Here is a 24,026-nt window from a genome sequence, read left to right on the forward strand (position 1 = left end):
GAGGGGACGGGTGTGAGATGGGCGGCGGAGCGGTGACGGCGACGAACGCGAAGAAGAGCCGACTGCGATTTCTTCCGTATGTCATTTTCGCCGCCCTGGCGATGTGGGTGGCGGCCGAGGTCTTCTTCATAAACAACGACCCGGAGCCGGGGGCCTCTTCGCGCACAGCCCTTGAGGAACAGGTGCTCAAGGCCGCTCGGAACGGCGACGCCGACGGTCTGAAGCAGCTCTTCGCGAAGGACAGCGTCGCGGACGACTACGCGAAGGACTATTTGGACCGGTTGAGCGACGCCGAACCGAGCGGACTGAAGGTGTCGGTTCACGCCCGCGGCGGCGCCGAATTCCTGACGCTGGCGGGGGCGTCGGGGAGCACGTCGGGTAAATCAGGTAATGCGGGTGAGTCCGGCAAGGCCGCGAAGGGCGGCGCTATTTGCACCTCATGGCAGGTGGAATCCGATGGCGGGCGCTGGTTCCTGGACGGGACCCCGCCGGTCGAGCCGACTCCGTGCGGAGGGTAGGGCGGGGGCAGCGCCGGCGGGGTGCTTTGTAGGTTCGTAAGGGCTTCGCAGCAGAGGCTTCGTGGCTGGGGCGCTTCCTAGACGAAGGCGCTGACGTGGTCGGCGATGAAGGTCCGTACGTCGCGCGGCGGGACACCGGTTACGGCCTCCACGTCATCGGACAGCCATTCCGCGTCGCCTTCGGCGATGAGCCCGAACACCTGCGCATTGGACGTCGCGACCGGCTCGGGGACCCCGGCCTCGATCATGGCGGCCCGATGCTCGGCGGGGGAGATCCGGCGGTACTCGATCTCGTGCCCCAGTTCGTCGGACAGCGCCCGCGCGACGTCGGCGTAGGTGATCAGCTCGGGTCCGGTCAGCAGGTACGTACGCCCCGCGTGATCGTCCGGCGCGGCGGCGACGGCCGCCGCGGTCGCGGCGACATCACGGGAGTCGACCATCGCGAACCGCCCGTCGCCGGCCGACATCACAAAGCCCCGCGTCTGCTTGATCACCGGTGCGAAGGCGAACAGGTTCTGCATGAAGATGTTCGGCGCCAGCAGCGTGAACCCCAGCCCGCTCGCCCTCAAGTGCGCCTCGATCCGCGCGTGATCGCGTCGTCGGCCGACGGGCGAGGACGCGGTCGCCTTGTGGTTGGTGATCTTGACGACATGCTTCACGCCCTGGCGGACGGCGCTGTCGATGACCGCGATCTCCTGCTCGGGGACGGACGGGCTGATGAGCACGACGGTGTCGGCGCCGCGCATGGCAGCGTCGAGCGTGTCCGTACGCTCGAAGTCGCCGACGGCGATATCCACGCCGGCCGGGAACGAGCCTCCCGGCGCACGGGCCGGGTCCCGTACCAGCGCCCTGGTGGCCAGGCCCTGCTCGGCGAGGAGCCGAACGGTCTCCGAGCCGATCTTGCCGGTAGCTCCGGTGACCACGATCACGACGTTCTCCTTCGATTGCGCGGGTGGTGCTGCGGCCCTCGACGGGTCTCCGTGGACCTTTGTGGGCCTCTGTTCGGTCTCCGCGGGCCCCTGCGGACCTCCGCGGACCTCTGTGGGCCTGTACAAGCCTGCGTCACAGCGGTATCAATTGTGAAGTAGGCACCGATTGGATATATAGGTACCTGATGGATACCAACCAGGTCACGTACGCGAAGGACTGCCCGTCGCGCACGGTGCTCAGCGTGCTCGCCAACAAGTGGTCGCTGTACGTGCTCAGCGTGCTGCGCCGGCAGCGGCGGCCGCTGCGCTTCACCGAGCTGCGCCGCCATGTCGAGGGCGTGACGCAGAAGTCCTTGACGCAGGCGCTCCGCAACCTTGAGCGCGACGGGCTGATCAGCCGCACCGTGTACCCCACCATTCCGCCGCGCGTGGAGTACGCCCTCACGGAGCTGGGGGTCGAGGTGGGCGCGCTCACCACGGCGATCGCCGATTGGTCCAAGGACAACGTCTCACGAGTGCAGGAGGCCCGCCGGGCCTACGACAACCGCGCGGCGGGAGGCGAGGACTCGCCCTAGCAGACTTCCGGCTCGGCTACGGGCCTGGTCTCGGTGATGGCACGCACGAACCCCTCCGGGTTGTCGAGCATGATGTTGTGCCCGCAGTCGGGGACGGCGACGACGGACACTCCGGCGGCGGTCAGCTCACCGGCGCCGGGCAGCGGCGCGTCGTCGGCCGGCAGCAGAAAGGTCCGGGGAATGTCCAGCTTGAGCAGCTGCTCCCGCATGGTGGGTACGGACCCGGCGACGAGGTGTACGGCGCTGCGGTGCAGCGCCACCCGGCCGGCCAGCCGCATGGTCGCCCACCAGTGGCCTCCGGCCCGCACCCGGGTCTCCTCCCAGCCGCCGCCCCTCAGGAACTCCGCCTCGGAGTAGGCGGCGATCCCCCGGCTGCCGCCGGCGCCGCGCTCCGGCCGCAGCGGATCCAGGTTGGCGTCCACGAGCACCAGCCGCGAGACCAGCCCCGGATACCGGCTCGCCATCACCACGGCCACCGACCCGCCCATGCTGTGCGCGACCACCTCCGCGCCGGTGACGCCCGCGGAGTCCAGCGCGGCGGCCAAGGCGTCGGCATGCGCTTCCAGGGTGTAGCCGAACCCCTCCGGCCGATCGCTGATCCCGTGCCCGAGCAGATCGACCAGCAGCGCCCGCCGCCCGGCCAGCAGCGGGTGCACGGCGACCCCGGTGAAGTAGGGCCCGGAGGAAGCACCCAGCCCGTGCACGTAGACCCGCGCGGGCTCTTCTCCCGGCAGCTCCACCCACCGGATCCGGTCCCCCGCGGGTGTCACAACGGCGCTGTACATGAGCAATTCCCCCTTGAGCGGACCCGATCCGGGGCCAAGATCTCGCTGAAGTGCCCGAGGCTAGTGGATGGGTCCGACAGCGCCGCGCCAAACGGCCCGCACCGCGCGTAAGGGGGCGAATCCCATCGCTGTACCGGGGGTGGGGTGAGACTGGGCGGGGCGCAGCGCGTCCCACTCCTGCCCCAGCCCCAACTCCCCCTCGCTTCAGCCGCCGCGCTGCACGGCCGTCCCCCTACCGATGGCGGCGCGTGTGCCGAATCGGCTCCCCGTAGGCGGCGCCGGCACCTGCCGGTTCGATGATGCGGGGGCGGACGTGTTCGTACGCCATCGTCGTCTGGACGTCGGCGACCTCGCGCCGCTCGGTGAGGCGGTCGATGACGAAGGCGTAGACGCCGTTCACGTCCGGTACCGCGATGTGCAGGAGGAAGTCATAGGCGCCGGAGGTGACGAACATGGCGATCACCTCAGGCAGTTGATGCGCCCACTCCCGGAACCCCTCGATGACCGGCCGGGCGGGGGGCCGGATGCGTACCGAGATCAGCGCCTGTACGGGCCGCCCGACGGCCTCCAGATCCAGCGCGGCGTGATAGCCGGTGATCAGGCCGCGCTCCCGGAGCAGCCGCACCCGTTCCAGGGACGTCGAGGGCGAGACGCCCGTCTTCGCGGCCAGGTCCCGGTTGGTCTGCCGTGCATCGTTCTGCAACTCCCGCAAAAGAGCCCGGTCCACCGCATCAAGTTCCACTGTTTCGCCTCCACGCTGCACGAAGTGCGCTGATCTGCCTGCCAAGGCGCATTAATACCTAGCCTATGGCGACATGAGGCAACAGAAACACGGCAACACGGCAACACGGCTGCATGGCTTCACTGGCGGTGCTGGGCGTACTCGCCCGCCGCCACCTCCCCGCCCTGAACGGCGAACGGCTCACCCGTACGTGGCTGATCTCCACCGCGGCCGTCGTCCTCGGCAGCCGGCTCATACAACTCGCGCACGCCAGGCGCCTCACGCACCTCACGCACCTTGTGCGCCTCAAAAGACAGCAGCAATCACCACCGTCACACCCCGCACCCAGGAGTAGCAGCCATGCCCGTACCCGAACTGGCCGCCGGCGACGTCCGTACCGACCTCTCCACCCGCCAGGCCAAGCTCAAGTGGGTGATCGTCATCGACGCCGCCCTCCCCGCCGGACGGCAGGCCAACGCCGCCGCCTGCATCGCGGCAGCCATCGGACGGCAGCACCCCGAACTGCTGGGCGCCGACGCCGAGGACGCCGACGGGTTCCGCCACCCCGGGCTGCCCTGGGCCGGATGCTCCATCCTGGCCGCCGACGCCCCGACGCTGAACACCCTGCGCGGCAAGGCGGCGGAGAAGCAGGACGTCCTCATCGTCGATATGCCGGAGAACGCGCAGAACGTAAGGGTCTACGACCAGTACCTGGAACAGGTCGCCGGCACCAAAGCCGCGGACCTCGCCTACTGCGCCGTCAGCCTCCTCGGCCCCCGCAACCGCGTCGACAAGCTCGTCGGGAAGCTCTCTCTGCTCCGCTGACCCTCGCTCGCTTGACCGCAGGCCGCTGCGGCGGGGGACGGCGCGGAACCCCGGCGGCCGGCGCCGCCGGGGCCCGGTCGGGTCAGCCCTGGGCCCTGTGGATCTTCCAGTCGGCGACGTCGGAACTGCGGTTGAAGTAGGCGTTGGTGCACAGGTCGTACTTGGCGCCGGTGAGTGCGCTCGTGTGGTTGGTCTCCAGGAAGCCGCCGTTGTCCCCGTAGAGGTTCCAGAGGTGGACGACGTCGCCGGCCCGGACGTTCTGGTCGGCGGGGCTGGAGGTCTGCGCGAAGATCCGCCAGCGGCCGGTGCCCGTGGCCCGGTCCTGGGACTGGGAGGTGGACACGTCGTACTTGGCGCCCGCGTTCTTCTGCTCGGTACTGGCGTGCCCGTTGGTGTCGAGGTAGCCGCCGTCGCCGCCGTACATGTTGCGCAGGTAGATCACGTCACCGCTGACCACGGGCTGGCCGGCGGCCTTGCCCGAGGCCGAGAGCACCTCCCAGGTGCCGGTTCCCTTGCCGCGGGACGGGCTGTCGGCGGTCGCCACCTGGTACTTGCCGCCGGACGCGCTGCTGTGGCCGTTGGTGTCGAGGTAGCCGCCCTTCCAGCTGTCGTAGCCGTTCTGCAGATGGATCTGTTCGCCATACTTGAGTTCGTTCGCCATCAGGCTTCCCCTCGTGGATGACGTCGTGAATGACGGCGAGCGCGCCCCGGCGGACGCAGGAACACGCTCGATTGCGACACCACCCACCCTGTCGCAGAGCCGCGCGTTGGGAACCGGCTGCACAGGCTTGTCCAAAACTCGGCCGCGCCAGTTCCGGCCAGGAAAGCGGGCCGAGGCGCCGGAGTCGGCGCCGGACCGCCTACTGCGCGCGCAGGCCGGCGAGGAGGAGTCCGACCAGGCGGCGGGCGTCGTAGCGGGGGTTGTCGGCGCCGATGCACAGGTTGCCCACGCCGGCCATCAGCTCCAGCGCCCCGATGTCGCCGCGGATCTCGCCCGTATCGGCGGCGGCTTCCAGCAGGGCGGCGCAGACCGGTACGAGGCGGTCGATGAAGTAGGCGTGCAGGGTCGAGAACATGGGGTCGTCGGAGCGCAGCGCCTCGGCCAGGCCGTGCTTGGTGACGAGGAAGTCGACGAAGAGGTCCACCCATTGCGTGAGGGCGGTGTGCGGCGAGGGGCTGTTCGCCAGCAGGTGGGGGCCCGCTTCGGCGCACGCCTCCACCTGGTGCCGGTACACGGAGGCGACGAGGTCCGCGCGGGTGGGGAAGTGGCGGTAGATCGTGCCGACCCCGACGCCGGCCTTGGCCGCGATGTCGCGCACCGGCGCGTCGACGCCGGAGGCGACGAAGGCCGCCGCCGCCGCTTCCAGCAGGGTCTTCTCATTACGCCGGGCGTCGGCCCGCTTCCGGGGCGCCCGTGATCCTGTTTCGCTGCCGGTGCCGGTCACTGCGCTGAAACTCCCATCGCTCCACCTTGTCAATCGGAACCGTGTTCCGTATAGTCTCAAGCGGAACAAGGTTCCGTCTGTCCATCATGGCAGAAGGGGAGTGCCGTGCCCAGTTTTGTACGCCGTTCACGTTCTGCCACGGATGCTGTTGCTGCCGCGACTGCCGCGACTGCCGCGACTGCCGCGACTGCCGCGACTGCCGCGACTGCCGCGACTGCCGCGACTGCCGTAGATGCCGTGTCGGCCGTAGAGCCTGTGCAGTCGTCTTCACTCCCGTGGCCGCACCGTCATCCGGATCCCGTCCCGAGCCCACAATACGAACCGTTCCACCGGCACCGCCTCGTGCCCCGGCGCGGGCCGGAAGCGCAGACGCTTCAGCAGTACGGCGAGGACGAGCTGGGCCTCGACCGTCGCCAGGGCCGCGCCCTCGCAGCTCCGCGGCCCGATCCCGAACGGGATGTACGCGAGCCGCGGCCGCTTGGCCGCCTCCCGCGGAGTGAACCGCTCGGGGTCGAACCGCTCCGGCTCGGGCCAGTACCGGGGATTCAGATGCACTGCCCAGAAGGGGTAGAACACCGTCGTCCCGGCGGGAAGCTCGTACGGGCCGAGGGTCAGGTCCTCCGTCGTCTCGCGCGCGCCGTACGGGCCGGGTGGAAACAGCCGCATCGACTCCTTCAGCACCATGTCCAGGTACGTGAGCCGGCGCAGGCCGCCGTAGTCGGGCGCGGCCCGCTCGCCGAGTACGTCGTCCAGTTCGGCGGCGACGCGGTCGGCCGCGTCGGGGTGGCGGCCCAGCAGATACAGCGTCCACGACACGGCGACGCCGGTGGTGTGGTGGGCGGCGAGCAGCGTCATCATCACGGTGTCCCGGATCCGCGCCGGACTCTCCCCGGCGTCCACCAGCGCCCCGATCAGGTCGCTGCGGTCCGTACGATCCCCGGAGCGGTGCGCCGCCACCACGCGGTCCACCGTCTTGCGCAGGTACGCGAGCGCCTCCTCCGCCCGTTCCGTCGAGCGCGGGTCGTCCCGCGGCACCTGGTAGAGCCGCCCGAGATGCTCGGTGAGCACCTCCTCGAACGCCACGGCGATGCGATCCACGTCCGTATCGGCGTCTGTACCGGCGGCTGTACCCACGTCCGCGTCGCCGAAGGCGAACCCACAGATCATGCGGAGCGACAGCGCCGTCAACTCCCTCTGCAATTCGACGGGTTGGCTGCCGTCCCGGCCCTGGTCGGCCCAGCGGTCGGCGAGCTCCCGCGCCAGTTCCGTGAAACGCGCGAAGTGCCGTTCGTGGGACGGGCGTCCGGCCAGTACCGAGAACAGCAGCCGTCGCCAGGGGGTGTGCTCGTCGGCTGGGAGCACTTGCAGGTTGCCGGCCTCGCACAGCGGGTCCAGGAACGCGAACAGTTCCTCGGGCCGTTTGTCGAGGTGCGCCGTCGCCTCCAGGAGTACGGGGTCGGCGACCGATACGGCCGTGTCCGCGCCCGGAAGCTGGAAGCGGACGACGGGCCCGTACGCGTCGTGCAGGCGCAATTGATACTGGTGCAGCCCACCCGCCGCCGCGATGGCGCCGAGCCCGCCGTCCTCCTGGTGCCTGGGTCCGGGAATGCGCATGACGGTGCCTCCTGTCCTGGGCCTGTCCATGGTCCCGTTGTCCACCGGGCCTGTCCGCAGGATGCCCGACTCGGCTCGCGAGGCAGCCGCTCTTGCGGCACACGCCGCACTCGGACGCGGGCTGCACGTGCCGTACGCGATGACGCCCCCGCGTCCGGACCGCGTCGCCTGCCTCACCTGCCTCGCCTGCCGCGAATACGCACACGCACATGTACACGCACACGCACGCCACGAGGGCGGGGAGCGCGGCGCGGGCCGAGAACGTGACGGGGGGAGGGGGTGCGGCGCAGGCCGAGAACGTGACGAGGGGAGGGAGTGTGGCGTGGGGCGGGTGGGTCCGCCCGGTCTCGGGTTGGGCGGTGAGCTCTATTCGTCTGGGTTTATTCGTTCACCAGCAGGATCTTGCCTACGTGCCGGCCCGCGTCCATGAGCCGGTGCGCCTCGGCGGCCTCGGCCATGGGCAGGGTCTCGTCGATGATGAGCCGCACGGCTCCGCTCTCGATCATCGGCCAGACCTTTTCCCGGACTTCGGCCACGACGGCGGCCTTCTGCTCGGCGGGCCGGGTGCGCAGGGTGGTGCCGTGCACCGACAGGCGGCGGAAGACCATCTCGGCGAGGTTGAGGTTGCCCTCCAGGCCGTCCTGCAGGCCGATGATGATCAGGCGGCCGTCGGTGGCCAGGGAGCGGATGTTGCGTTCGAGGTACTGGCCGCCGACGACGTCGAGGATGACGTCGTAGGGGCCGTGTTCGGTGAAGTCCTGCGTGCGGTAGTTGATCGTCACGTCGGCGCCGAGGTCTTTCGCCCGGGCGGCCTTCTCGGGGCTGCCCACGGTGGTGACGACCCGGGCTCCGAGCGTCTTGGCGATCTGGATCGCCGTGGTGCCCACGCCCCCGGCTCCGCCGTGCACGAGGAAGGTCTCGCCCGCTTTGAGTCCTGCGGTCATGACGATGTTCGACCACACCGTGGCGACGGCTTCCGGCAAGGCGGCTGCCTCGGTCAGGCCGATGCCCTCGGGGACCGTGAGCAGCTGTCCTGCGGGCACGGCGACCTTCTGCGCGTAGCCGCCTCCCGTCAGCAGGGCGCAGACTTCGTCGCCCACCTGCCAGCCACTGACGCCTTCGCCGATGGCGCTGATGCGGCCGGAGACCTCCAGCCCCGGATAGGGCGAAGCGCCTTCCGGTACGGGGTACAGGCCCATCCGCTGCATGACGTCGGCCCGGTTCAGCGCGCTGGCCACCACGTCGACGACGACTTCGCCTGCGCGGGGCGACGGATCTTCGACTTCGGTCCACTCCAGGACCTCGGGTCCGCCCGCTTCCTTGATCGTTACTGCCTTCATGATGCTCCGCTCACTCTCGGGTGGGAGGGATTTGCAGCTATAGGGAAATAGCACTCTTTGTGACCGATATCCGCAAAGCGAATGTTTGCGCTGCTCACATTAGGGCTGAAAGTGTGCAGCGTCAACATGCGTGCGTGCGGTGAGGGGGCGTGGATCGCCTGGGGTGCTCTCGCGCCGCTGTCGGCGTCAGTTCCGGCGGCGGCTTCCGGTCACGCGCCGCCGGGAGGCTGCACGGTCGTCGCCTGCGTGAGTGCAGGGGCGGCGCTGAACAGGGCGAGGACCGCGGTGCGGACCTGGTCGGCGACAGTGTCGGGGGTGGCGGCGTCGAACTTGCCGTCGAGGTGCAGAAACGCCAGGCCGTGGGCGAGCGCCCACACCGATGTCCACAGCGCGTCCGGGGCGGCGTCAGGGAAGGTGCGGCGGACGATGCCGTGGAGGTATTCCGTGATGGCCGCGGTCGCGGCGACCCGCTCCTCGTTGTCGGGGTCGCAGGGCTCGGCGAACATCGCCCGGAACAGGGCGGGGTGGTCGAGCGCGAAGCGGACGTAGGCGACGGCGACCGCCGCGAGTTCTTCGGGGGCGGCGGGCGCGGGGTGGGCGGCGGCGAGGTGCTCGATGAGTGCGCGGTAGCCCTCGGCCGCGACCGCGGAGACGAGGGCTTCGCGGTCCGGGAAATGGCGGTACGGGGCGGTCGGCGACACGCCCGCGCGCCGCGCGACGGCCCGCATCGACAGTGCGGCGCTGCCGTCCTCTTCCAGCAGTTCGCGCGCGGCGCGCAGGCAGGCGGCGCGCAGGTCGCCGTGGTGGTACGCGGTCGCTCGTGGCACGGGTCACGCCCTTTCGTGTGTGCGCCGCTTGCCTCGTCCGGCTGATGTGAGCGGCGTATACATGCTATGTGACCGCTCCGATTGCGTGGGGCGGAGCTCGCCTGGGGCGGAGCAGGTCGGAGGGGGGCAGGGCTGGCCGGAGGGGGTCAGGACAGGTCAGAACAGGTCGCGGCAGGTCGGGGCAGATCAGGATGAATCCGAGCGGATGCGGGTCAGCCATCCCGGCGGCTACCGAGGGTTGATGCGTGTGACGTCGTCGGAGACTCACGTCCTCGCCGAGATGGCGAGGGGAATATGCGCCTCTCTTGACACCGTTTGGTGATCATGCGCATCTTCCGAACCTATGCCCGCGCCTATGCCGACGACCTGGATGCGATGCTGGCGCCGTTCACCGCGGTTACGGGTGAACCGGTCAGCACCCGTTTCACGATGCCGAATGGCTTGGAGCTGGCCACGGTCGGCCGCGTTCTCGTGGTGGCGGGCGATGAGCAAGTACTGGAGCCCTACAGGGCGACGGTGGCCACGCTCATCATCGATGACCTCGACGAGTGCCAGGTTCTGCTCAACCGAACCGGAGCGCAGATCGTGCGCGGTCCGCAGGCCGTTCCCACCGGCAGGAACCTGACCGCCAAGCTGCCGGGCGGCGTCCAGATCGAATACGTGGAATGGGACGAGGCTCAGTGGGAACGTGCCGGAGGCCGACCGGCCTGACGACTTGTGGAAACGCCGTCCGATCAGGGTCTTGATCCGGGTCGGAGTCCAGGTCACCCGGGCCAGGGCCCTCGCCGCGGTCGCCACCATGGGCCAGGCCCGTCACCATGGGCCAGGTCCGTCACAATGGCCCAGGTCCGTCACCGCCTGCGCCGCATCGTCTGCGGCGACGCCCCCGGGCCCGGCGTTCACGTCAGGTGCCGTAGTCGTCTGCGCTGATGCTCGACGTGCTCTGTACGGCCGCTGCGGGTATCGCGCATCAGCCCATCGGCTGTCCGGTAGGGGGCGCCGCGTTCCGGGGTGAGGGTCACGCCGGGGCCGAGCCAGAGGGCGAGCCCTTCGGGGCCGCTGATGAAGTCCCAGACGACGGGCGCGGGGTGGGGCAGTGTGCGGGATACGCCGATCTGCCAGCCGGCGTCCTTGGTGAGTCCAGTGGGCGTCGCGGTCATCCTTCTTCGGCGTGGCGGGCGCGCAGGGCCCTGACCTTGTGGCGGTTGCCGCAGTGCTCCATGGAGCACCAGCGGCGGCGGCCGGGGCGCGAGGTATCGACGTAGACGAGGTGGCAGTCCTCGGCGGCGCAGGTGCGGATGCGGTGCGCGAAGGGGCCGGTCAGCAATTCGATGGCGTCACGGGCGACGGTGGCCGCCAGGTGCGTGCCGCTGGAGGTTCCGGCCCACTGCCGCTTCCCGGTCGGCGTGATGGCGGGCGCCAGGGCCGGCCGGGCGGCTGCCTCGTTGATGGCCTCCAGGTCGCCGGGCGGGTGCGGTTCGCCGCGTGTATGGGCGATGACCACCCGGAACACCGCGTCGCGCAGCCTTCGCGTATCGGCTACCTCCGCTTCTGAGACGTGCAGTGCGGGCGTCGGGGTCAGCCGCGACCGGTCCGCCCAGGTGACGAGGCCGGCGGGTTCGTACAGGACCTCGTACCGGCGGTAGGGGCCGGGGCCGCCGGTGGTCAGCAGTTCCAGGCACAGTGCGCCGGGGTCGAATCGGTAGGCGACGCCGGTATGGGAGTGCAGCGTCAGCCCCTTGGTTGCGGTGGAGTCCATGTAACCAATATGAGTGGTTACATGGCATTGAGTTGGAAGTTGGTCGTCGACAGCGCGAACGCGCCCGCCCTCGCGGACTTCTGGGCCGCGGCCTTGGAGTATGAGGTGGAAGACCCCAGTTCTCTCATCGAGCAGCTCCTGGTAGCCGGCCACATCGGCGACGAGGCGGTCACCGAGCATCGCGGCCGGAAGATCTTCCGCGGCTATGCCGCGATCCGCCATCCCGAGGACCCGTACGACGCGACCAGCGGCGTCGGCCGCGGTCGACGGCTGCTCTTCCAGGACGTGCCCGAGGGCAAGGCCGGCAAGAACCGCCTGCACCTCGACGTCCACAGCGAGCCCGGCGGCCTTGAGGAGCTGGTAGCCCGGCTGGAACGCTTGGGGGCAACCCGCGTCCGTGAGGTCGACAAGGGGCCTGCCGGGCATTGGTGGATCATGCTGGACCCGGAAGGCAACGAGTTCTGCGTGGCGTAGGCCGGGCTGCGGTTGCCTTGTACCGCGCGGCGACGGGGGATCGATGCCGTTGGCCGGGGCCGGGGCCGGGGCCGGGGCCGGGGCCGACTCTGGGTTCGGGCCCTGGTCCAGGTCCCGGTCTGGGTCCCGGAACCGCATCGGACCATGCGGAAGCCTCCGCCGCGCACACGGCTACGGATGACAACTCGACCGTAAATCAGCCGTCTTCGGAGTTTCCGGCGAGCTCATCCTCCTGCGCACGCGCGCACGGCCACGAATCACCGGCTCACCCGCGCACGCGGCTGACATGATCCCGGCCACCCCTCCGCTCCCCGCTCCGCCCCCCCGGCACAGCGACGAGCCGGGCCTCCGCCTGACCTCTGGGTGTGCCCGCCCCGCCTCGCCGGTCCGACCCCGCTGCGTGCCCGCACCGCGCAGCCGGTCCTGGTACGCCGGATGTCCGGAGGGCGCTGGCGGGAGCCCCGCCCCTCCCACGGCAGGTTGCGCATCTCGGGTGAGACGCGACGATGAATGGGGGATGCGAGCCGTTGCGTACGACACGTGCCGGATGCCACTGGATGCCAAGCGTCGGATGTCGGGTGCTGGGTCGTAGGCGTCGGATGTCAGGTGCCGGGTCTCAGGTGCCGGACGTCGGGCGCGACGGAGCACAGCCGCGACGAAAGAGCGAAGCAGAGCGCCTACCCGGAACCAGGGAGTAGTGATGACCGAGATTCCACCTCCGATCACCCCCTACCTCGAACCCGCCGCGAAGGAGCTGGCCGAGGCGACCGACCCGCACCCCCGGATCTACGAGGTCCCCCCGGAGCAGGGGCGTCAGATGCTCCTCGACCTCCAGAGCGACACCAGCGTGCCCCGTCCGGACGTCGACGAGGAGTGGGTCGAGGTGGACGCCGGCAAGTGGGGCACGGTGCGTACGCGCATCATTCGGCCCAAGGGGGCGAGCGGCCCGCTGCCGGTGGTCTTCTACATCCACGGCGCCGGCTGGGTCTTCGGCGACGACAAGACCCACGACCGCCTCTTTCGCGAACTCGCCGTCGGCGCGGGCGCCGCGGGCGTCTTCCCCGTCTACGACCGGGCGCCGGAGGCGAAGTACCCCACCCAGGTGGAACAGAACTACGCCGTGGGCCAGTGGGTCCTGGACCACGGCGCGGAGCACGGCCTCGACACCTCGCGCGTCGCCGTCACCGGCGAGTCGGTCGGCGGCTGCATGTCGGCGGTGTTCGCGCTGATGAACAAGGAGCGCGGCGGGATCGGCCTCAAGGCCCAGGTCCTGCTCTACCCGGTGACCAACGCCGACTTCGACACCCCTTCCTACCGGCAGTTCGCCGAGGGCTACTACCTCACCCGCGACGGCATGAAGTGGTTCTGGGACGCCTACACCACCGACCCGGCCCAACGCGCCGAGGCGCACGCCTCCCCGCTCCAGGCATCCCTGGACGAGCTCCGGGGACTGCCCACCACCCTCGTCATCACCGACGAGGCCGATGTCCTGCGCGATGAGGGCGAGCAGTACGCCAACAAGCTGCGCGAGGCCGGTGTGGACGTCACCTCGGTCCGGGTGGCCGGCATGGTTCACGACTTCCTCCTCCTGGACAGCCTGCGCGACACCCGCGCCGCCAACGTCGCCCGCAAACTAGCCGTCGACGCCCTCACCTCAGCACTGCACGCCACCTGACCTGCATCTCACCTGACCTGCACGCCACCCGAGCACCGCACTCCACCCGAGCACCGCATCCCACCCGAGCACTGCCCGCCACCCGAGCACCGCACGACGCCCGAGACGCTCGCCCCGCAGTGTTGACGGTGCTTACATCGCCGCTTAGGCTGATGTGAGCACCGCCAACATTTGAGAGGGAGCGAAGGACATGCCGTCAGAACCGCAGGACACGGTGAAGGTCGACTTGGGAGGTCGCACGGTCGCGGTCCCCAAGGGCGGCCTCTACGACCGGTACCGGATGGACACCGACCTGGACGAGGTCGCCGACGATCCCCGCGTCAGCAGCGTGGACTTCTTCCGGCGGCTGCCCAAGACCGAGGTCGACTCGCCGATCGGGCCCACGCTCACCCCGAACTTCTACTACCGCATCTCGACCGCCCGGCTCACGATGCTCGCCCCCACCCGCGCGATCCGCACCCGCCTGCCCGGCGAGCTGGCGCCGCTGGAGGTCGCGCCCGGATTCGGGCTCGTCTCGGTGATGTTCTTCCGTTACGACGTGTGCGACATCGACTTCTACACCGAAGCCGCCGTCGGAATCGCGGTGAAGCCCGCCCGGCACGGCAAGCTCGGATTCTTCGACCTGGTGACCGCCCTCAAGAACGACCACCTCGATTCCTACGTGCTCTCCCTGCCGGTGAGTACCGACATCGCCCAGGTCCGCGGGCACGACGGCTACGGCTTCCCCAAGTGGGTCACCGGACTCGACGTCGACATCGACGCGCGCCGTACGACGGCGCGAGTGGCCAACGACACGGGCGGGACCGACGTGTCCCTCTCGGCGCCCACACCCGCCCAGACCGTGTACGCGAGCGGTGAGCGCGTATCGAGCCTCACCTCGTACACGTCGATCGGCGGCGCCTGGCACTCCACCCTCAACCAGACCAACCTGCTCGCGGCAGGCGCCGTCCGCTTCCCCCGCGGCGTCGGTCTCCAGGTCGGGCAGGGCCGCATGGCCGACGACCTGCGCTCGCTCAACCCCACCAGGCCCGTCCAGTTCGACGTCGTCACGGAAGGCCAGGCCGCCCTGCACATGCCCGTCCCCACCTCGGTCCCGAGCCGGAACCGGTGACAAGGAGCCCCGCCATGGCCATCGATCACATTGCCCGACCCGCCGCCGCCCGCGGTACCGGCCTGCCCGCATCCCTCACGCCGGACCGTATACACCGGCTGGCCGGGCGCGTCGCGGCCGCGGACGACGCCGTACGGGTCATCACTCGCGCCCCCTACACCGGCGCCCCGCTGGCCGACCTTCCCGTCTCGACCCCCGCCGACGTCGAGGGCGCGTTCGCCCGTGCCCGTACTGCCCAACGGGCCTGGGCGGACACCTCGTTGAGCGAGCGCAAAAAGATCATGCTGCGCTTCCACGACCTCGTACTCCGCCGCCAGGACGAGGCCCTGGACTTGATGCAGGCCGAGAGCGGCAAGACCCGCCGCGACTCCTCCCTCGAAGTCGTCGACACCGCGATCACCTCCCGCTACTACGCGCGCAGCGCCGCCGCGTACCTGGCGCCCAAGCGCCGCCGCGGCGCGATCCCGCTGCTGACCCACACCACCGAACTGCGCCACCCCAAAGGCGTCGTCGCCATCGTCTCCCCGTGGAACTACCCCCTGAGCATGGCCGCCGGCGACGCCATCCCCGCGCTCATGGCCGGCAACGCCGTCGTCCAGAAGCCCGACACCCAGACCGCGCTCACCGCGCTGTGGGCACTGGACCTGATGCGCGAGGCCGGACTGCCCGACGGCGTATGGCAGATGGTGATCGGCCGCGGCAGTTCCATCGGCGACGCGCTGATGGACAACGCCGACTACATGATGTTCACCGGCTCCACCGCCAGCGGGCGGCGGATCGCCCGCGACGCGGGGGAGCGCCTCATCGGCGCCTCCCTCGAACTCGGCGGCAAGAACGCCATGCTGGTCCTCGACGACGCCGACGTCGACCGCGCCGTCGACGGCGCCATCGCCGCGTGCTTCCCCTCCGCCGGACAGCTCTGCGTCTCCATCGAGCGCCTGTACGTGGCCGAGTCCCTCCGCGACACGTTCGTCGCCGCCTTCGTCGCCCGCGCCGAGCGGCTCACGATGGGCGCCGCCTACGACTACAGCGTCGACGTCGGCTCCCTCACCACCCCCGCCCAGCTGGAGATCGTCACCGCACACGTCGACGACGCCGTCGCCAAGGGCGCGACCGTACTGGCCGGCGGCGCACCGCGCCCCGACCTGGGCCCGCTGTTCTACGCACCGACCATCCTCACCGACGTCACCCCCGACATGACGCTCCACGACCACGAGACCTTCGGCCCCGTCGTCTCCCTCTACTCCTTCACCGACGTCGACGAGGCCGTCGCGCGCGCCAACGCCACCCCGTACGGTCTCAACGCCAGCGTCTGGACCCGCGACGGAGCCCGGGGCCGGGCCGTCGCCGCCCGCATCCACGCCGGCACCGTCAACGTCAACGAAGCCTTCGCCGCCGCCTGGGGAAGCGTCGACGCCCCGATGGGCGGCATGGGCGAATCAGGACTCGGCCGACGCCACGGCGCTGACGGCATCCTCAAATACACCGAGCCGCAGACCATCGCCCACCAGCGCCTCCAGGGCTTCACCCCGCCTGCCCGCGTCTCACCCGAGACCTGGGCCTCCCTGCTGACCGGCGCACAGAAGGTCCTCAAGGCGGTCGGCGCACGCTGAGCGCCACGAACGAGCCGGGCGAGCCGCCCCGCACAAGGGAGACAGAGATGACCAGAGTCCTGTTCGTCGTATCCGCGGCCGACCGCTGGACGCTGAAGAACGGAGAAGTACACCCCTCGGGCTACTGGGGCGAGGAACTGGCCATGCCGCACAAGATCTTCACCCGCGCGGGCTGCCAGATCACCCTCGCGACGCCAGGTGGCGCCGCGCCGACCCTGGACCGCCTGAGCATGTCCCGCACGGCGGGACTGCCGTCCAAACTGCGCGAGGTCAGCCGGTACCTCGACTCCATCCAGGGCGAACTGAACAGCCCCCGGCCCCTGGCCGCGATCGACCCGGACGCCTACGACCTGGTCTTCTACCCCGGCGGCCACGGCCCCATGGAGGACCTCGCCGTCGACCCGGTCTCCGGAGCGCTGCTCACCCGCGTGCTGCGCTCCGGCAAACCGCTGGCACTGCTGTGCCACGCACCGGCCGCCGCGTTCGCGGCGAAGAACGAGGACGGCTCCTGGCCGTTCACCGGATACCGGATGACGGGCTTGTCCAACCTGGAGGAGAAGTTCAACAGCTTCGGCCGCAAGGCGATCTGGCTCCTCGAAGACCGCCTGCGCGAAAGCGGCGCCGACTACCGCAAAGGGCGCTTGCCATTGCGTCCCTTCACACAAGTCGACCGCAACCTGTACACCGGCCAGAACCCCGCGTCCTCCGAACTGCTCGCCGAGCGGCTCGTGAAGGACGTGATCGGCACGGGCACCTGAGCGGTGCGGGTGAAATCCTTTCAGGAATGGAACGGTTCGGTGCTGCGGGCCTTTATGTGGCGCAGCAATGCACGTAGGGCGGTTCGGTTCGTCGTGACGGCGGTAGCCGGGCTTTCGCTCTCGCGAAGTGAGATACCGCTGTTGCGCGTCGCGGCCAGCTCGATGCAATTGTTGCCGCCGTCGCCGGAGAAGGACGACTTCAGCCAATGGGGATGGGGTGCGTGCCGCATCGATCACAACTCCCTGGGGGCGGTACGGATGAAGGCTCCCGACTTCACGCCTCGAACGAGCGCGCTCAACGCGTCTCGGTGCGGCGAGAGGACGGCGGTCGGACTGCCGCTCTCGCGGAGCGCGATCCTGTCGTTCTCGTAGGCGGCGAGCTCTATGCAGTTGTTGCCTCCCTCATCGGAGAACGAGGACTTCAGCCAACGAAGGCCGTGCACGTAAGACACCTCTCACAGATCCCTGAGCGCGGAGCGGATGAATTGCCTGGACTTACTCGGAGTCAACGCGACGTTGTCCACCAAGTCCAGTCGCGTCCGGAAGTTGGCGAGCTGCGTGGGGGAGTCGAAGAACACCGCGCCGGTGGGCCCGTCCAGTTGCACGGTGTCCAGGTGTTGGTTCGGCGCCTCGGCGTAGAGGACGGAAGCGTCGCCGAGCAGTGGGAATCCCCCGGCGGTGAAGGGGATCACCCGGAGTGTGATGTTGGGTCGCGTGCTCTCCTCCATCAGGTGGGTGAGCTGGGCGCGCGTGATGGCGCGCCCTCCGATCTGCATCCTGATGGCAGCCTCGTGAATCACGCCGGTGTACGGGGTGGCGTGGTCACCGGTGATGACTGTTTGGCGCGCCAAACGGTGTGCCACCCGTAGTTCGACTTCGAGGCGCGGCAGAGGGGGCACGCGGAGGTCGAAGATGGCGCGGGCGTGGTCCTCGGTTTGGAACAAGCCAGGCAGGTGCGCGATTTGGAGGGTGCGCAGACGCGCCGCGTAGTGTTCCAGTACCGCGACGTCCAGGAAACCCGGCGGGACTTTGCCCCGGTAGTCCTCCCACCACCCCGACTTGCGGCCGCCTGTCAATTCTGCCAGCGCATCGATCAGGGCTGAGTCGTCGCACTCGTAGATGCTCGCGAGCCTTCGCAGACGTTCCTCGCTGATGCCGAACCGTCCGGCCTCCACGTTGGAGATGACGGTTCGGTCGGTGCCGAGAAGGCCGGCTGCTGTCGGAGCGGTCATGCCGACCGCTTCGCGGAGCCTTCTCAACTCGACGCCGAATCGGCGTTGCAGGATGGTCGGAATCTGCCGTGGTGCCATGTGCCCTCTTCTCGTCCGAGCACAGTGTGCCCAGGCGAGTGCGTACGGTCCACCGAGGACGAGATGTTAACCCTTCAGGGTGACTTGGCATAACAGTTATGGGATTTGGCCTTACTCTGTGAGGCGTGCCACTCGCGTCGCCGTCACGGGCGGAAGCGCACCGGTCCCCCCTGCCCACCCGGAAACGACCCGGCTCCGCAGGGGGGAACCGGCAAAGCCACCGCCCGCCACCGGCGATCACCGGCACACGTCCGTTCGTCATCGCACGCCCGCACCCAAGGAGGTGCCTCGTGAGGACAGAAGAATCCCCCCACGCCGATGGCCGTCCCGCAGACCACCCGGCCCCCATCCCGTTCACGGAACCCTGGCAGTACGAACTCGGCTTCCCGTGTGATCCGCGCGGGCCGCGCATCGCGCGGATCACCCTGCGCGCCATCCTGGCGGCGCACGAGCTCACCGAACTCAGCTACCGCGCCGAGCTGTTGGCCTGTGAGCTGGCCACGAATTCCGTGCGGCATACGCGAGGGTCCGCGACCGTGCGGCTGCACTGGTTGTACCCGGTGCTGCGGGTCAGTGTCTGGGACGCCAGTCCGGATCTGCCTCAGCGGTACGAGCCGCCGGCCGACGGCGAGAGCGGGCGGGGGCTGGCGATCGTGGAGCTGGTCGCCGATCGTTGGGGCGGGTGTGCCATAGGGGGCGGGGCGAACGGGCCCGGCGGCAAGACGGTCTGGTTCGAACTCGCGCTCGCGGTCGGTCCCGTTCCGCCCGGGCCTGCCCTTCCCTCCGCGCTCGCCGCCTGAGCGGCGGGCCCGCCGCGACGCGGCTCGTAGCGGTTCAACGCGGCCGTTCGGGTGGGGCCGTACACCTGGTCGGGTCCGGCGGGCGGTTTCGCCGGTCGGCCGGGCGGCGCCCGGTGGTGCACTGGGCCCCCGCCCCCCTGGTCGTACGGCCGTCACCCACTGGAGGACCGAGTGGAACCCTTCATCGCCCTCGTCGTCGGGTTCGCGGTGGCGCGCCTGATCGGCGTGGCCGGGGTAGGTGCGCTCGACGACTGGCAGTCCGCGCTGCGGGTCGGCGTGGCCCTGATGTTCCTGTTCACCGCGTCCGCCCACGCCCACCCCAAACTGCGCGCCGACCTCATCGGCATGGTGCCTCCGGCGCTGCCCCGACCGGACCTGTTGGTGACGGCCACGGGGGTGCTCGAACTCGCCGGTGCCATCGGCTTGTTGACCCCCGCCACATCGACCGCGGCCGCCTGGTGCCTGATCGCGCTCATGGTCGCGATGTTCCCCGCCAACGTGTCCGCCGCCAGGCGGCACGTCGCCCAGGGCGATCCGATCGTGCGGCGGAGCCTGTGGCAGCTCGTCTACATCGCGGCTGCGGCGCTCACGCTCGTCTAGACGAATACGTCCGTTGTATTCAGTGATCGAATGCCGCCTACGTGTCGGGGCCGCACCAGCAGCTGTACTCCGGCTCGGGGTTGGCACCACGCCCCTCCGTGCGCGCGGGCGGTCGGTAATTCCGGTCGCGCGGTGGTGTCGATGGGATAGTCTGTTCGGGATTTCGCGCGGCAGGTTCTCTGCCGCCCCGCTCGGCGCGCTCGGCGTCGACACGCACCGCGTGCCCTGCCCGGAAGGAGGCGAGAGACATGGACCGTGCTGAATGCGTTGCGGCCATAGTTGCCTCCGGCCGTGTGCCCTCCCTCCTCTGCGGTGCGCGGTAACTCTTCCCCCTTCTTGTTTCTTGTCTTCGGCGTCTCCTTGAGATGCCGCGTCACGAGATGTCCTGGCCTGCGTCGTTCGTCGCCGCGCGGGCTGCGGGGGCGCGCGCCCGAAGACGGGCCCTTCTTTTGCTGGTCACCGTGAGCTCGGCACGCTCCGCCTCACGACCGGCAATTGCGCCGGCGTGAGTGACACGCGGCTGGTGAGGCAGGCCCCGGGTGCTGTCCGCGGTTCCCGCTGCCCTATCGCCATGCCGTGTCCCCGTGCTGCGTACACCGGCCCGTCGTCACCACCGCGACCTTCCCTGGCCGGCTGTCCCGACAGCACTTCGACACGAAACGTACGTGATCGTCATGAGCAAGAAACGTCCCGGAGGGGAATCCCTCCCGTCCGCCCCTTCCGCGGCCACCGACCGTTCCCCGGACAGCGAGGTCCCCGCCGCGACTCCGGCACCGGCACCGACTCCCACTCCGGCACCGACTCCCACTCCGGCACCGACTCCCACTCCGGCCCCGGCATCGACTCCGGCACCGGATCCGAAGCGCTGGTGGGCGCTGGCCGTCATCGCCCTCGCCCAGCTGATGGTGATCCTTGACGGCACCATCGTGAACATCGCGCTGCCCTCCGCCCAGCACGCTCTCGGCATGTCGGACGCCGACCGGCAGTGGGTGATCACCGCCTACACGCTGGCCTTCGGCGGGCTGCTGCTGCTCGGCGGCCGGATCGCCGATCTGGTGGGGCGCAAGCGCACCTTCGTCATCGGCCTGGCCGGGTTCGCCGCGGCCTCCGCGCTCGGCGGCGCGGCGGCCGGTCCCGGGATGCTGTTCGCGGCGCGGGCCCTGCAAGGCGCGTTCGCGGCGGTCCTGGCGCCCTCGGCCCTGTCGCTGCTGACGACGACGTTCACCGACCCCAAGGAGCGGGCCAGGGCGTTCGGGGTCTACGGCGCGCTGGCCGGCGGCGGCAGCGCGGTCGGGCTGATCGTGGGCGGTCTGCTGACCGAGTACCTGAACTGGCGCTGGTCCTTGTACGTCAACGTGCCCATCGCGCTGGCCGCCCTGATCGGCGCACCGGCCTTCCTGCGCGACCGCTCCGGCCGCCGGGGCGGGCGTCTGGACGTGCCGGGCGCGCTGCTGGGCTGCGGCGGGCTCGTCGCCCTCGTGTACGGCTTCAGCGAGGCCGAACCCCGCGGCTGGACCAGCCCGTTGGTGCTCACGCCGCTCGCGGCCGGCGTGGTCCTGCTCGCCGCCTTCGTGTGGTGGCAGAGCCGCGCGGCGAACCCGCTGCTGCCGCTGCGCATCGTCAAGGACCGTGTCCGGGCCGGATCGCTCGCGACGATGGGCTTGGCCACCATCGGCATGTTCGGCGTCTTCCTGTTCCTGACGTACTACCTCCAGGTCGTCCTCGGCTACCCGCCGGTGCGGACGGGCCTGGCCTTCGTGCCGATTTCAGCGGGCATCGTCATCGGCGCGACCCAGATCGCGGCCCGCCTGCTGCCCCGCACGGCACCGCGCGTCTTGATGTCGTCCGGCATGGCGCTGGCCGCCGTCGGCATGGTGCTGCTCAGCCGCCTGACCGTGCATGCGCAGTACCTCCCGCACGTGCTGCCCGCCCTGCTGCTGCTCGGTCTGGGCATGGGCCTGACCTTCATGCCGGTCTACGCGACGGCCACCGCCGGCGTGCCCGCGCAGGACGCCGGTGTGGCCTCGGCCGCCCTCAACACCATTCAGCAGATGGGCGCTTCGCTGGGCACCGTCCTGCTCAACACCATCGCCACCGGCGCCACCAGCCGTTATGTCCACGCGCACGCGCACGGTCCGGCCCACGGCGGCGCGACCATCGACGAAGGCATGGTGCACGGCTTCTCCGTCGCCTACTGGTGCTCGGCGGGCGTCCTGCTGCTCGCCGCCCTGGTAGCGGGCCTCACCGTACGGCGCAAGACGCCGAAGCCCGCCGGAAACGACGCACCGGCCTAGCCGGCCAGGGCCGTGTCCCGCCGCCTTCCACCTCACTTCTCGAAGGACCCTTCATGAAACCCCTGACCGAGCACGACATCCGCACCTCGTTCGTCAACTGCTCGAAGGGCGAGGCCAAACGCCTCCCCCTGCCCAAGAACCTGGCGGACCTCGACCACTGGGACGACCTGGACTTCCTGGGCTGGTTCGATCTGTCCGCGCCCGATCGCAAGTATCTCGTCGTCGAACGCGCCGATGAACTCGTCGGCCTGTCCCTGCGCTCCGTCTCCGGCAACCGCGGCTTCCTGCGCCGCAGCCTGTGCTCGCTGTGCCTGACCACGCATCCCGGCAGCGGCGTCTCCCTCATGACCGCCCCCAAGGCGGGCCCGGCCGGCCGCGGAGGCAACTCGGTGGGCTTCTACATCTGCGCCGACCTGGACTGCTCGTTGTACGTACGGGGCCGGAAGAAGGCGGCAGCGGGCGGGCACATGGAGGAGTACCTCACAGTCGAGCAGCAGATCGAGCGCCTGCGCGGCAACATCGACGCGTTCGTGGAGCGGGTCTTCCACTGAGACCGATGAGACCGATGAGACCGACAGGGGCTCGACGGCCGTACGTCGGCGGGTGTCGCCCCGGCGTCGGGCCGACATCGGCCCGGCATCGGCTCCTTGTCGGCCGGAGGCCGGAATCTTGCCCGAGGCCGGTCGGGCGCCCGCCCGGCCGGCCTCCGACAGGCAAGGAGCAACACCATGACCACGACCACCGACGTCACGACCACGGACGTCACGATCATCGGCGCCGGCCTCGGCGGACTCGTTCTGGCCCGCGTCCTGCACCTGCACGGCATACCCGCCACGGTCTACGAAGGGGAGGCGTCGCCGACGGCTCGTACGCAGGGCGGCATGCTCGACATCCACGACTACAACGGACAGCTCGCCCTCAAGGCGGCCGACCTGATGGACGAGTTCCGCGGCATCATCCTGGAGGGCCGCCAGGCGATGCGGTTCGTCGACCGGGACGGGAATGTCCTGCTCGACAAGGCGGACGACGGTACGGGCGGCCGGCCCGAGGTGCAGCGTGCCGAACTGCGGCGGATTCTGCTCGACTCCCTCCCGGCCGGGACCGTCAAGTGGGGGCACAAGGCCGTAGGCACCCGCGCCCTTGGCGACGGGCGCCACGAGGTGACGTTCGCCGACGGTTCCACCGTCACCACGAACCTGCTGGTCGGCGCGGACGGCGCTTGGTCACGGGTGCGTCCGCTGCTCTCGGACGCCACCCCTGAGTACGTCGGCCGGTCCTTCGTCGAGACGTATCTCTTCGACGTCGAGACCCGTCACCCCGCCACCGCGAAAGCGGTCGGCGGCGGCTCGTTCGGCGTCATCGTCCCGAGTGGGGAGCGGGCGTGGATCGCGGCGCACCGGGAGAGCGGTGCGACCATCCACACCTATATAACGCTGTCCAAGCCGCTGGACTGGTTCGCCGACATCGACTTCACCGGCACCGGCACCGGCACCCACGCGGCAACCGCGCGCCTCGCGGCGGAGTTCGACGGCTGGGCGCCGGAGCTCACCGCGCTGATCACCGACGCCGACACCGCGCCCGTACTGCGTCCGCTCCACGCCCTGCCGGTCGGGCACCGCTGGGACCGCACGCCGGGCGTGACCCTGATCGGCGACGCCGCCCACCTCTCGATCCCCGACGGCGAAGGCGCCAACCTCGCCATGCAGGACGGCGCCGAACTCGGGCAGGCCCTCGCCGCGCACCCCGGCGACGTCGAGGCCGCGCTCGCCGCGTACGAGCGGGAACTGTTCCCCCGCGGCGCCGCCGCCGCGGCCGCTGCCGTGGCGGTCAACGACCGCACCCCCGAAGAGCTGCTGGCCGCCCTCACCGGGGACGCCGAGCCCTCATGACCCGTCCGACCCGACTGAGAGCTATGTCATCCCTGCGTAAGGCCCCTTCGCAGGTTCTGATCTCTCATTCGGGGGCAAAGGAAGCCAATGGCGTCGTCTTCCGGAAGGACGGCGAGCACCCCGTCCTGGCACGGCGAGCGGCCCCTCCCGCCCGGCTTTCGCGC

General features: G+C 70.1%; 26 protein-coding genes and 1 pseudogene. 14 read left to right on the forward strand and 13 right to left on the reverse strand.

All coding sequences use genetic code 11. The features are described 5' to 3' along the window. Positions 1-32 precede the first annotated feature (32 nt). Positions 33-518: a hypothetical protein gene (locus AB0I49_RS23470; protein WP_363228995.1), complete on the forward strand. Its 486-nt coding sequence runs from the start codon at positions 33-35 to the stop codon at positions 516-518. Between the two features lie 77 nt (positions 519-595). Here the strand turns inward: AB0I49_RS23470 and AB0I49_RS23475 are convergent, their stop codons facing one another. After that, on the reverse strand, positions 596-1,447 hold the full coding sequence (locus AB0I49_RS23475; RefSeq protein WP_363228996.1) for an SDR family oxidoreductase: 852 nt from the start codon (positions 1,445-1,447) through the stop codon (positions 596-598). 185 nt (positions 1,448-1,632) lie between these two features. Here AB0I49_RS23475 and AB0I49_RS23480 point away from each other — a divergent pair, with 185 nt between their 5' ends. Next, on the forward strand, positions 1,633-2,022 hold the full coding sequence (locus tag AB0I49_RS23480; protein WP_363228997.1) for a helix-turn-helix domain-containing protein: 390 nt from the start codon (positions 1,633-1,635) through the stop codon (positions 2,020-2,022). On the opposite strand, the gene AB0I49_RS23485 is transcribed toward AB0I49_RS23480, so the two are convergent. Continuing rightward, a complete protein-coding gene (locus tag AB0I49_RS23485; protein ID WP_363228998.1) occupies positions 2,019-2,807 on the reverse strand; it encodes an alpha/beta hydrolase in 789 nt (262 codons plus the stop codon). The two genes, AB0I49_RS23480 and AB0I49_RS23485, sit on opposite strands and share 4 nt — an antisense overlap. Before the next feature lie 232 nt (positions 2,808-3,039). Then, entirely contained in the window at positions 3,040-3,549 is a 510-nt protein-coding gene (locus AB0I49_RS23490; RefSeq protein ID WP_363229000.1) for an Lrp/AsnC family transcriptional regulator, read from the reverse strand. A 339-nt stretch (positions 3,550-3,888) separates the two neighbouring features. Here AB0I49_RS23490 and AB0I49_RS23495 point away from each other — a divergent pair, with 339 nt between their 5' ends. After that, positions 3,889-4,353 carry a DUF2000 domain-containing protein gene (locus AB0I49_RS23495; protein WP_363229001.1) on the forward strand — a complete coding sequence of 155 codons (465 nt, stop codon included), beginning with the start codon at positions 3,889-3,891 and terminating at the stop codon, positions 4,351-4,353. 82 nt (positions 4,354-4,435) lie between these two features. On the opposite strand, the gene AB0I49_RS23500 is transcribed toward AB0I49_RS23495, so the two are convergent. The 5 genes from AB0I49_RS23500 to AB0I49_RS23520 form a co-directional block, all read right to left on the reverse strand. Beyond that, a complete protein-coding gene (locus tag AB0I49_RS23500; RefSeq protein WP_363229002.1) occupies positions 4,436-5,014 on the reverse strand; it encodes a hypothetical protein in 579 nt (192 codons plus the stop codon). Positions 5,015-5,213: 199 nt separating this feature from the next. Further along, positions 5,214-5,798 (reverse strand): TetR/AcrR family transcriptional regulator, encoded by a 585-nt coding sequence (locus tag AB0I49_RS23505; protein WP_363229003.1) that lies wholly within the window; start codon positions 5,796-5,798, stop codon positions 5,214-5,216. Between the two features lie 267 nt (positions 5,799-6,065). Continuing rightward, complete coding sequence (locus AB0I49_RS23510) at positions 6,066-7,412, reverse strand: cytochrome P450 (RefSeq protein ID WP_363229004.1); 1,347 nt, start codon at positions 7,410-7,412, stop codon at positions 6,066-6,068. Positions 7,413-7,792: 380 nt separating this feature from the next. Further along, positions 7,793-8,752: an NAD(P)H-quinone oxidoreductase gene (locus AB0I49_RS23515; RefSeq protein WP_363229005.1), complete on the reverse strand. Its 960-nt coding sequence runs from the start codon at positions 8,750-8,752 to the stop codon at positions 7,793-7,795. 209 nt (positions 8,753-8,961) lie between these two features. Further along, positions 8,962-9,579 carry a TetR/AcrR family transcriptional regulator gene (locus AB0I49_RS23520; RefSeq protein ID WP_363229006.1) on the reverse strand — a complete coding sequence of 206 codons (618 nt, stop codon included), beginning with the start codon at positions 9,577-9,579 and terminating at the stop codon, positions 8,962-8,964. A 324-nt stretch (positions 9,580-9,903) separates the two neighbouring features. Between AB0I49_RS23520 and AB0I49_RS23525 the strand changes: the two genes are divergently transcribed. Beyond that, the gene (locus AB0I49_RS23525; protein ID WP_363229090.1) at positions 9,904-10,290 is read left to right on the forward strand and encodes a hypothetical protein; all 387 of its coding nucleotides are present in this window, start codon (positions 9,904-9,906) and stop codon (positions 10,288-10,290) included. A 260-nt stretch (positions 10,291-10,550) separates the two neighbouring features. Here AB0I49_RS23525 and AB0I49_RS23530 read toward each other — a convergent pair. Both AB0I49_RS23530 and AB0I49_RS23535 read right to left on the reverse strand, forming a co-directional pair. Then, positions 10,551-10,739, reverse strand: a pseudogene (locus AB0I49_RS23530) (SRPBCC domain-containing protein); the annotation flags it as partial. Continuing rightward, a complete protein-coding gene (locus AB0I49_RS23535) occupies positions 10,736-11,338 on the reverse strand; it encodes a CGNR zinc finger domain-containing protein (RefSeq protein WP_363229007.1) in 603 nt (200 codons plus the stop codon). The pseudogene AB0I49_RS23530 and the gene AB0I49_RS23535, both read right to left, overlap by 4 nt. A gap of 21 nt (positions 11,339-11,359) precedes the next feature. Here AB0I49_RS23535 and AB0I49_RS23540 point away from each other — a divergent pair, with 21 nt between their 5' ends. The 5 genes from AB0I49_RS23540 (at position 11,360) to AB0I49_RS23560 (ending at position 16,969) form a co-directional block, all read left to right on the forward strand. Continuing rightward, complete coding sequence (locus AB0I49_RS23540; protein WP_363229008.1) at positions 11,360-11,812, forward strand: VOC family protein; 453 nt, start codon at positions 11,360-11,362, stop codon at positions 11,810-11,812. Positions 11,813-12,512: 700 nt separating this feature from the next. Next, positions 12,513-13,487, forward strand: coding sequence for an alpha/beta hydrolase (locus tag AB0I49_RS23545; RefSeq protein WP_363229009.1), 975 nt, complete (start codon positions 12,513-12,515; stop codon positions 13,485-13,487). A 190-nt stretch (positions 13,488-13,677) separates the two neighbouring features. Then, positions 13,678-14,598 carry an acetoacetate decarboxylase family protein gene (locus tag AB0I49_RS23550; RefSeq protein ID WP_363229010.1) on the forward strand — a complete coding sequence of 307 codons (921 nt, stop codon included), beginning with the start codon at positions 13,678-13,680 and terminating at the stop codon, positions 14,596-14,598. A gap of 14 nt (positions 14,599-14,612) precedes the next feature. Continuing rightward, a complete protein-coding gene (locus tag AB0I49_RS23555) occupies positions 14,613-16,211 on the forward strand; it encodes a succinic semialdehyde dehydrogenase (protein WP_363229012.1) in 1,599 nt (532 codons plus the stop codon). Positions 16,212-16,258: 47 nt separating this feature from the next. Beyond that, positions 16,259-16,969, forward strand: coding sequence for a type 1 glutamine amidotransferase domain-containing protein (locus AB0I49_RS23560; protein ID WP_363229013.1), 711 nt, complete (start codon positions 16,259-16,261; stop codon positions 16,967-16,969). A 20-nt stretch (positions 16,970-16,989) separates the two neighbouring features. Here the strand turns inward: AB0I49_RS23560 and AB0I49_RS23565 are convergent, their stop codons facing one another. The 3 genes from AB0I49_RS23565 to AB0I49_RS23575 are packed head-to-tail and all read right to left on the reverse strand — an operon-like array spanning position 16,990 to position 18,279. Next, the gene (locus tag AB0I49_RS23565) at positions 16,990-17,199 is read right to left on the reverse strand and encodes a DUF397 domain-containing protein (protein ID WP_363229014.1); all 210 of its coding nucleotides are present in this window, start codon (positions 17,197-17,199) and stop codon (positions 16,990-16,992) included. 3 nt (positions 17,200-17,202) lie between these two features. Further along, positions 17,203-17,412 carry a DUF397 domain-containing protein gene (locus AB0I49_RS23570; RefSeq protein ID WP_363229015.1) on the reverse strand — a complete coding sequence of 70 codons (210 nt, stop codon included), beginning with the start codon at positions 17,410-17,412 and terminating at the stop codon, positions 17,203-17,205. Positions 17,413-17,424: 12 nt separating this feature from the next. Further along, on the reverse strand, positions 17,425-18,279 hold the full coding sequence (locus AB0I49_RS23575; RefSeq protein WP_363229016.1) for a helix-turn-helix transcriptional regulator: 855 nt from the start codon (positions 18,277-18,279) through the stop codon (positions 17,425-17,427). 290 nt (positions 18,280-18,569) lie between these two features. Here AB0I49_RS23575 and AB0I49_RS23580 point away from each other — a divergent pair, with 290 nt between their 5' ends. From AB0I49_RS23580 to AB0I49_RS23600, 5 genes are all read left to right on the forward strand, one after another. After that, positions 18,570-19,079 carry an ATP-binding protein gene (locus AB0I49_RS23580; RefSeq protein WP_363229017.1) on the forward strand — a complete coding sequence of 170 codons (510 nt, stop codon included), beginning with the start codon at positions 18,570-18,572 and terminating at the stop codon, positions 19,077-19,079. A 171-nt stretch (positions 19,080-19,250) separates the two neighbouring features. Beyond that, positions 19,251-19,679, forward strand: a complete 429-nt coding sequence (locus tag AB0I49_RS23585; protein WP_363229018.1) for a hypothetical protein — start codon at positions 19,251-19,253, stop codon at positions 19,677-19,679. A gap of 674 nt (positions 19,680-20,353) precedes the next feature. Further along, complete coding sequence (locus AB0I49_RS23590) at positions 20,354-21,973, forward strand: MFS transporter (RefSeq protein WP_363229019.1); 1,620 nt, start codon at positions 20,354-20,356, stop codon at positions 21,971-21,973. A gap of 53 nt (positions 21,974-22,026) precedes the next feature. Further along, positions 22,027-22,524, forward strand: a complete 498-nt coding sequence (locus AB0I49_RS23595) for an FBP domain-containing protein (RefSeq protein WP_363229020.1) — start codon at positions 22,027-22,029, stop codon at positions 22,522-22,524. A gap of 177 nt (positions 22,525-22,701) precedes the next feature. After that, a complete protein-coding gene (locus AB0I49_RS23600) occupies positions 22,702-23,862 on the forward strand; it encodes an NAD(P)/FAD-dependent oxidoreductase (RefSeq protein WP_363229021.1) in 1,161 nt (386 codons plus the stop codon). Positions 23,863-24,026 lie beyond the last annotated feature (164 nt).

Origin of the sequence: Streptomyces sp. NPDC050617 (assembly GCF_040654795.1) — a bacterium.
Lineage (GTDB): Bacteria > Actinomycetota > Actinomycetes > Streptomycetales > Streptomycetaceae > Streptomyces.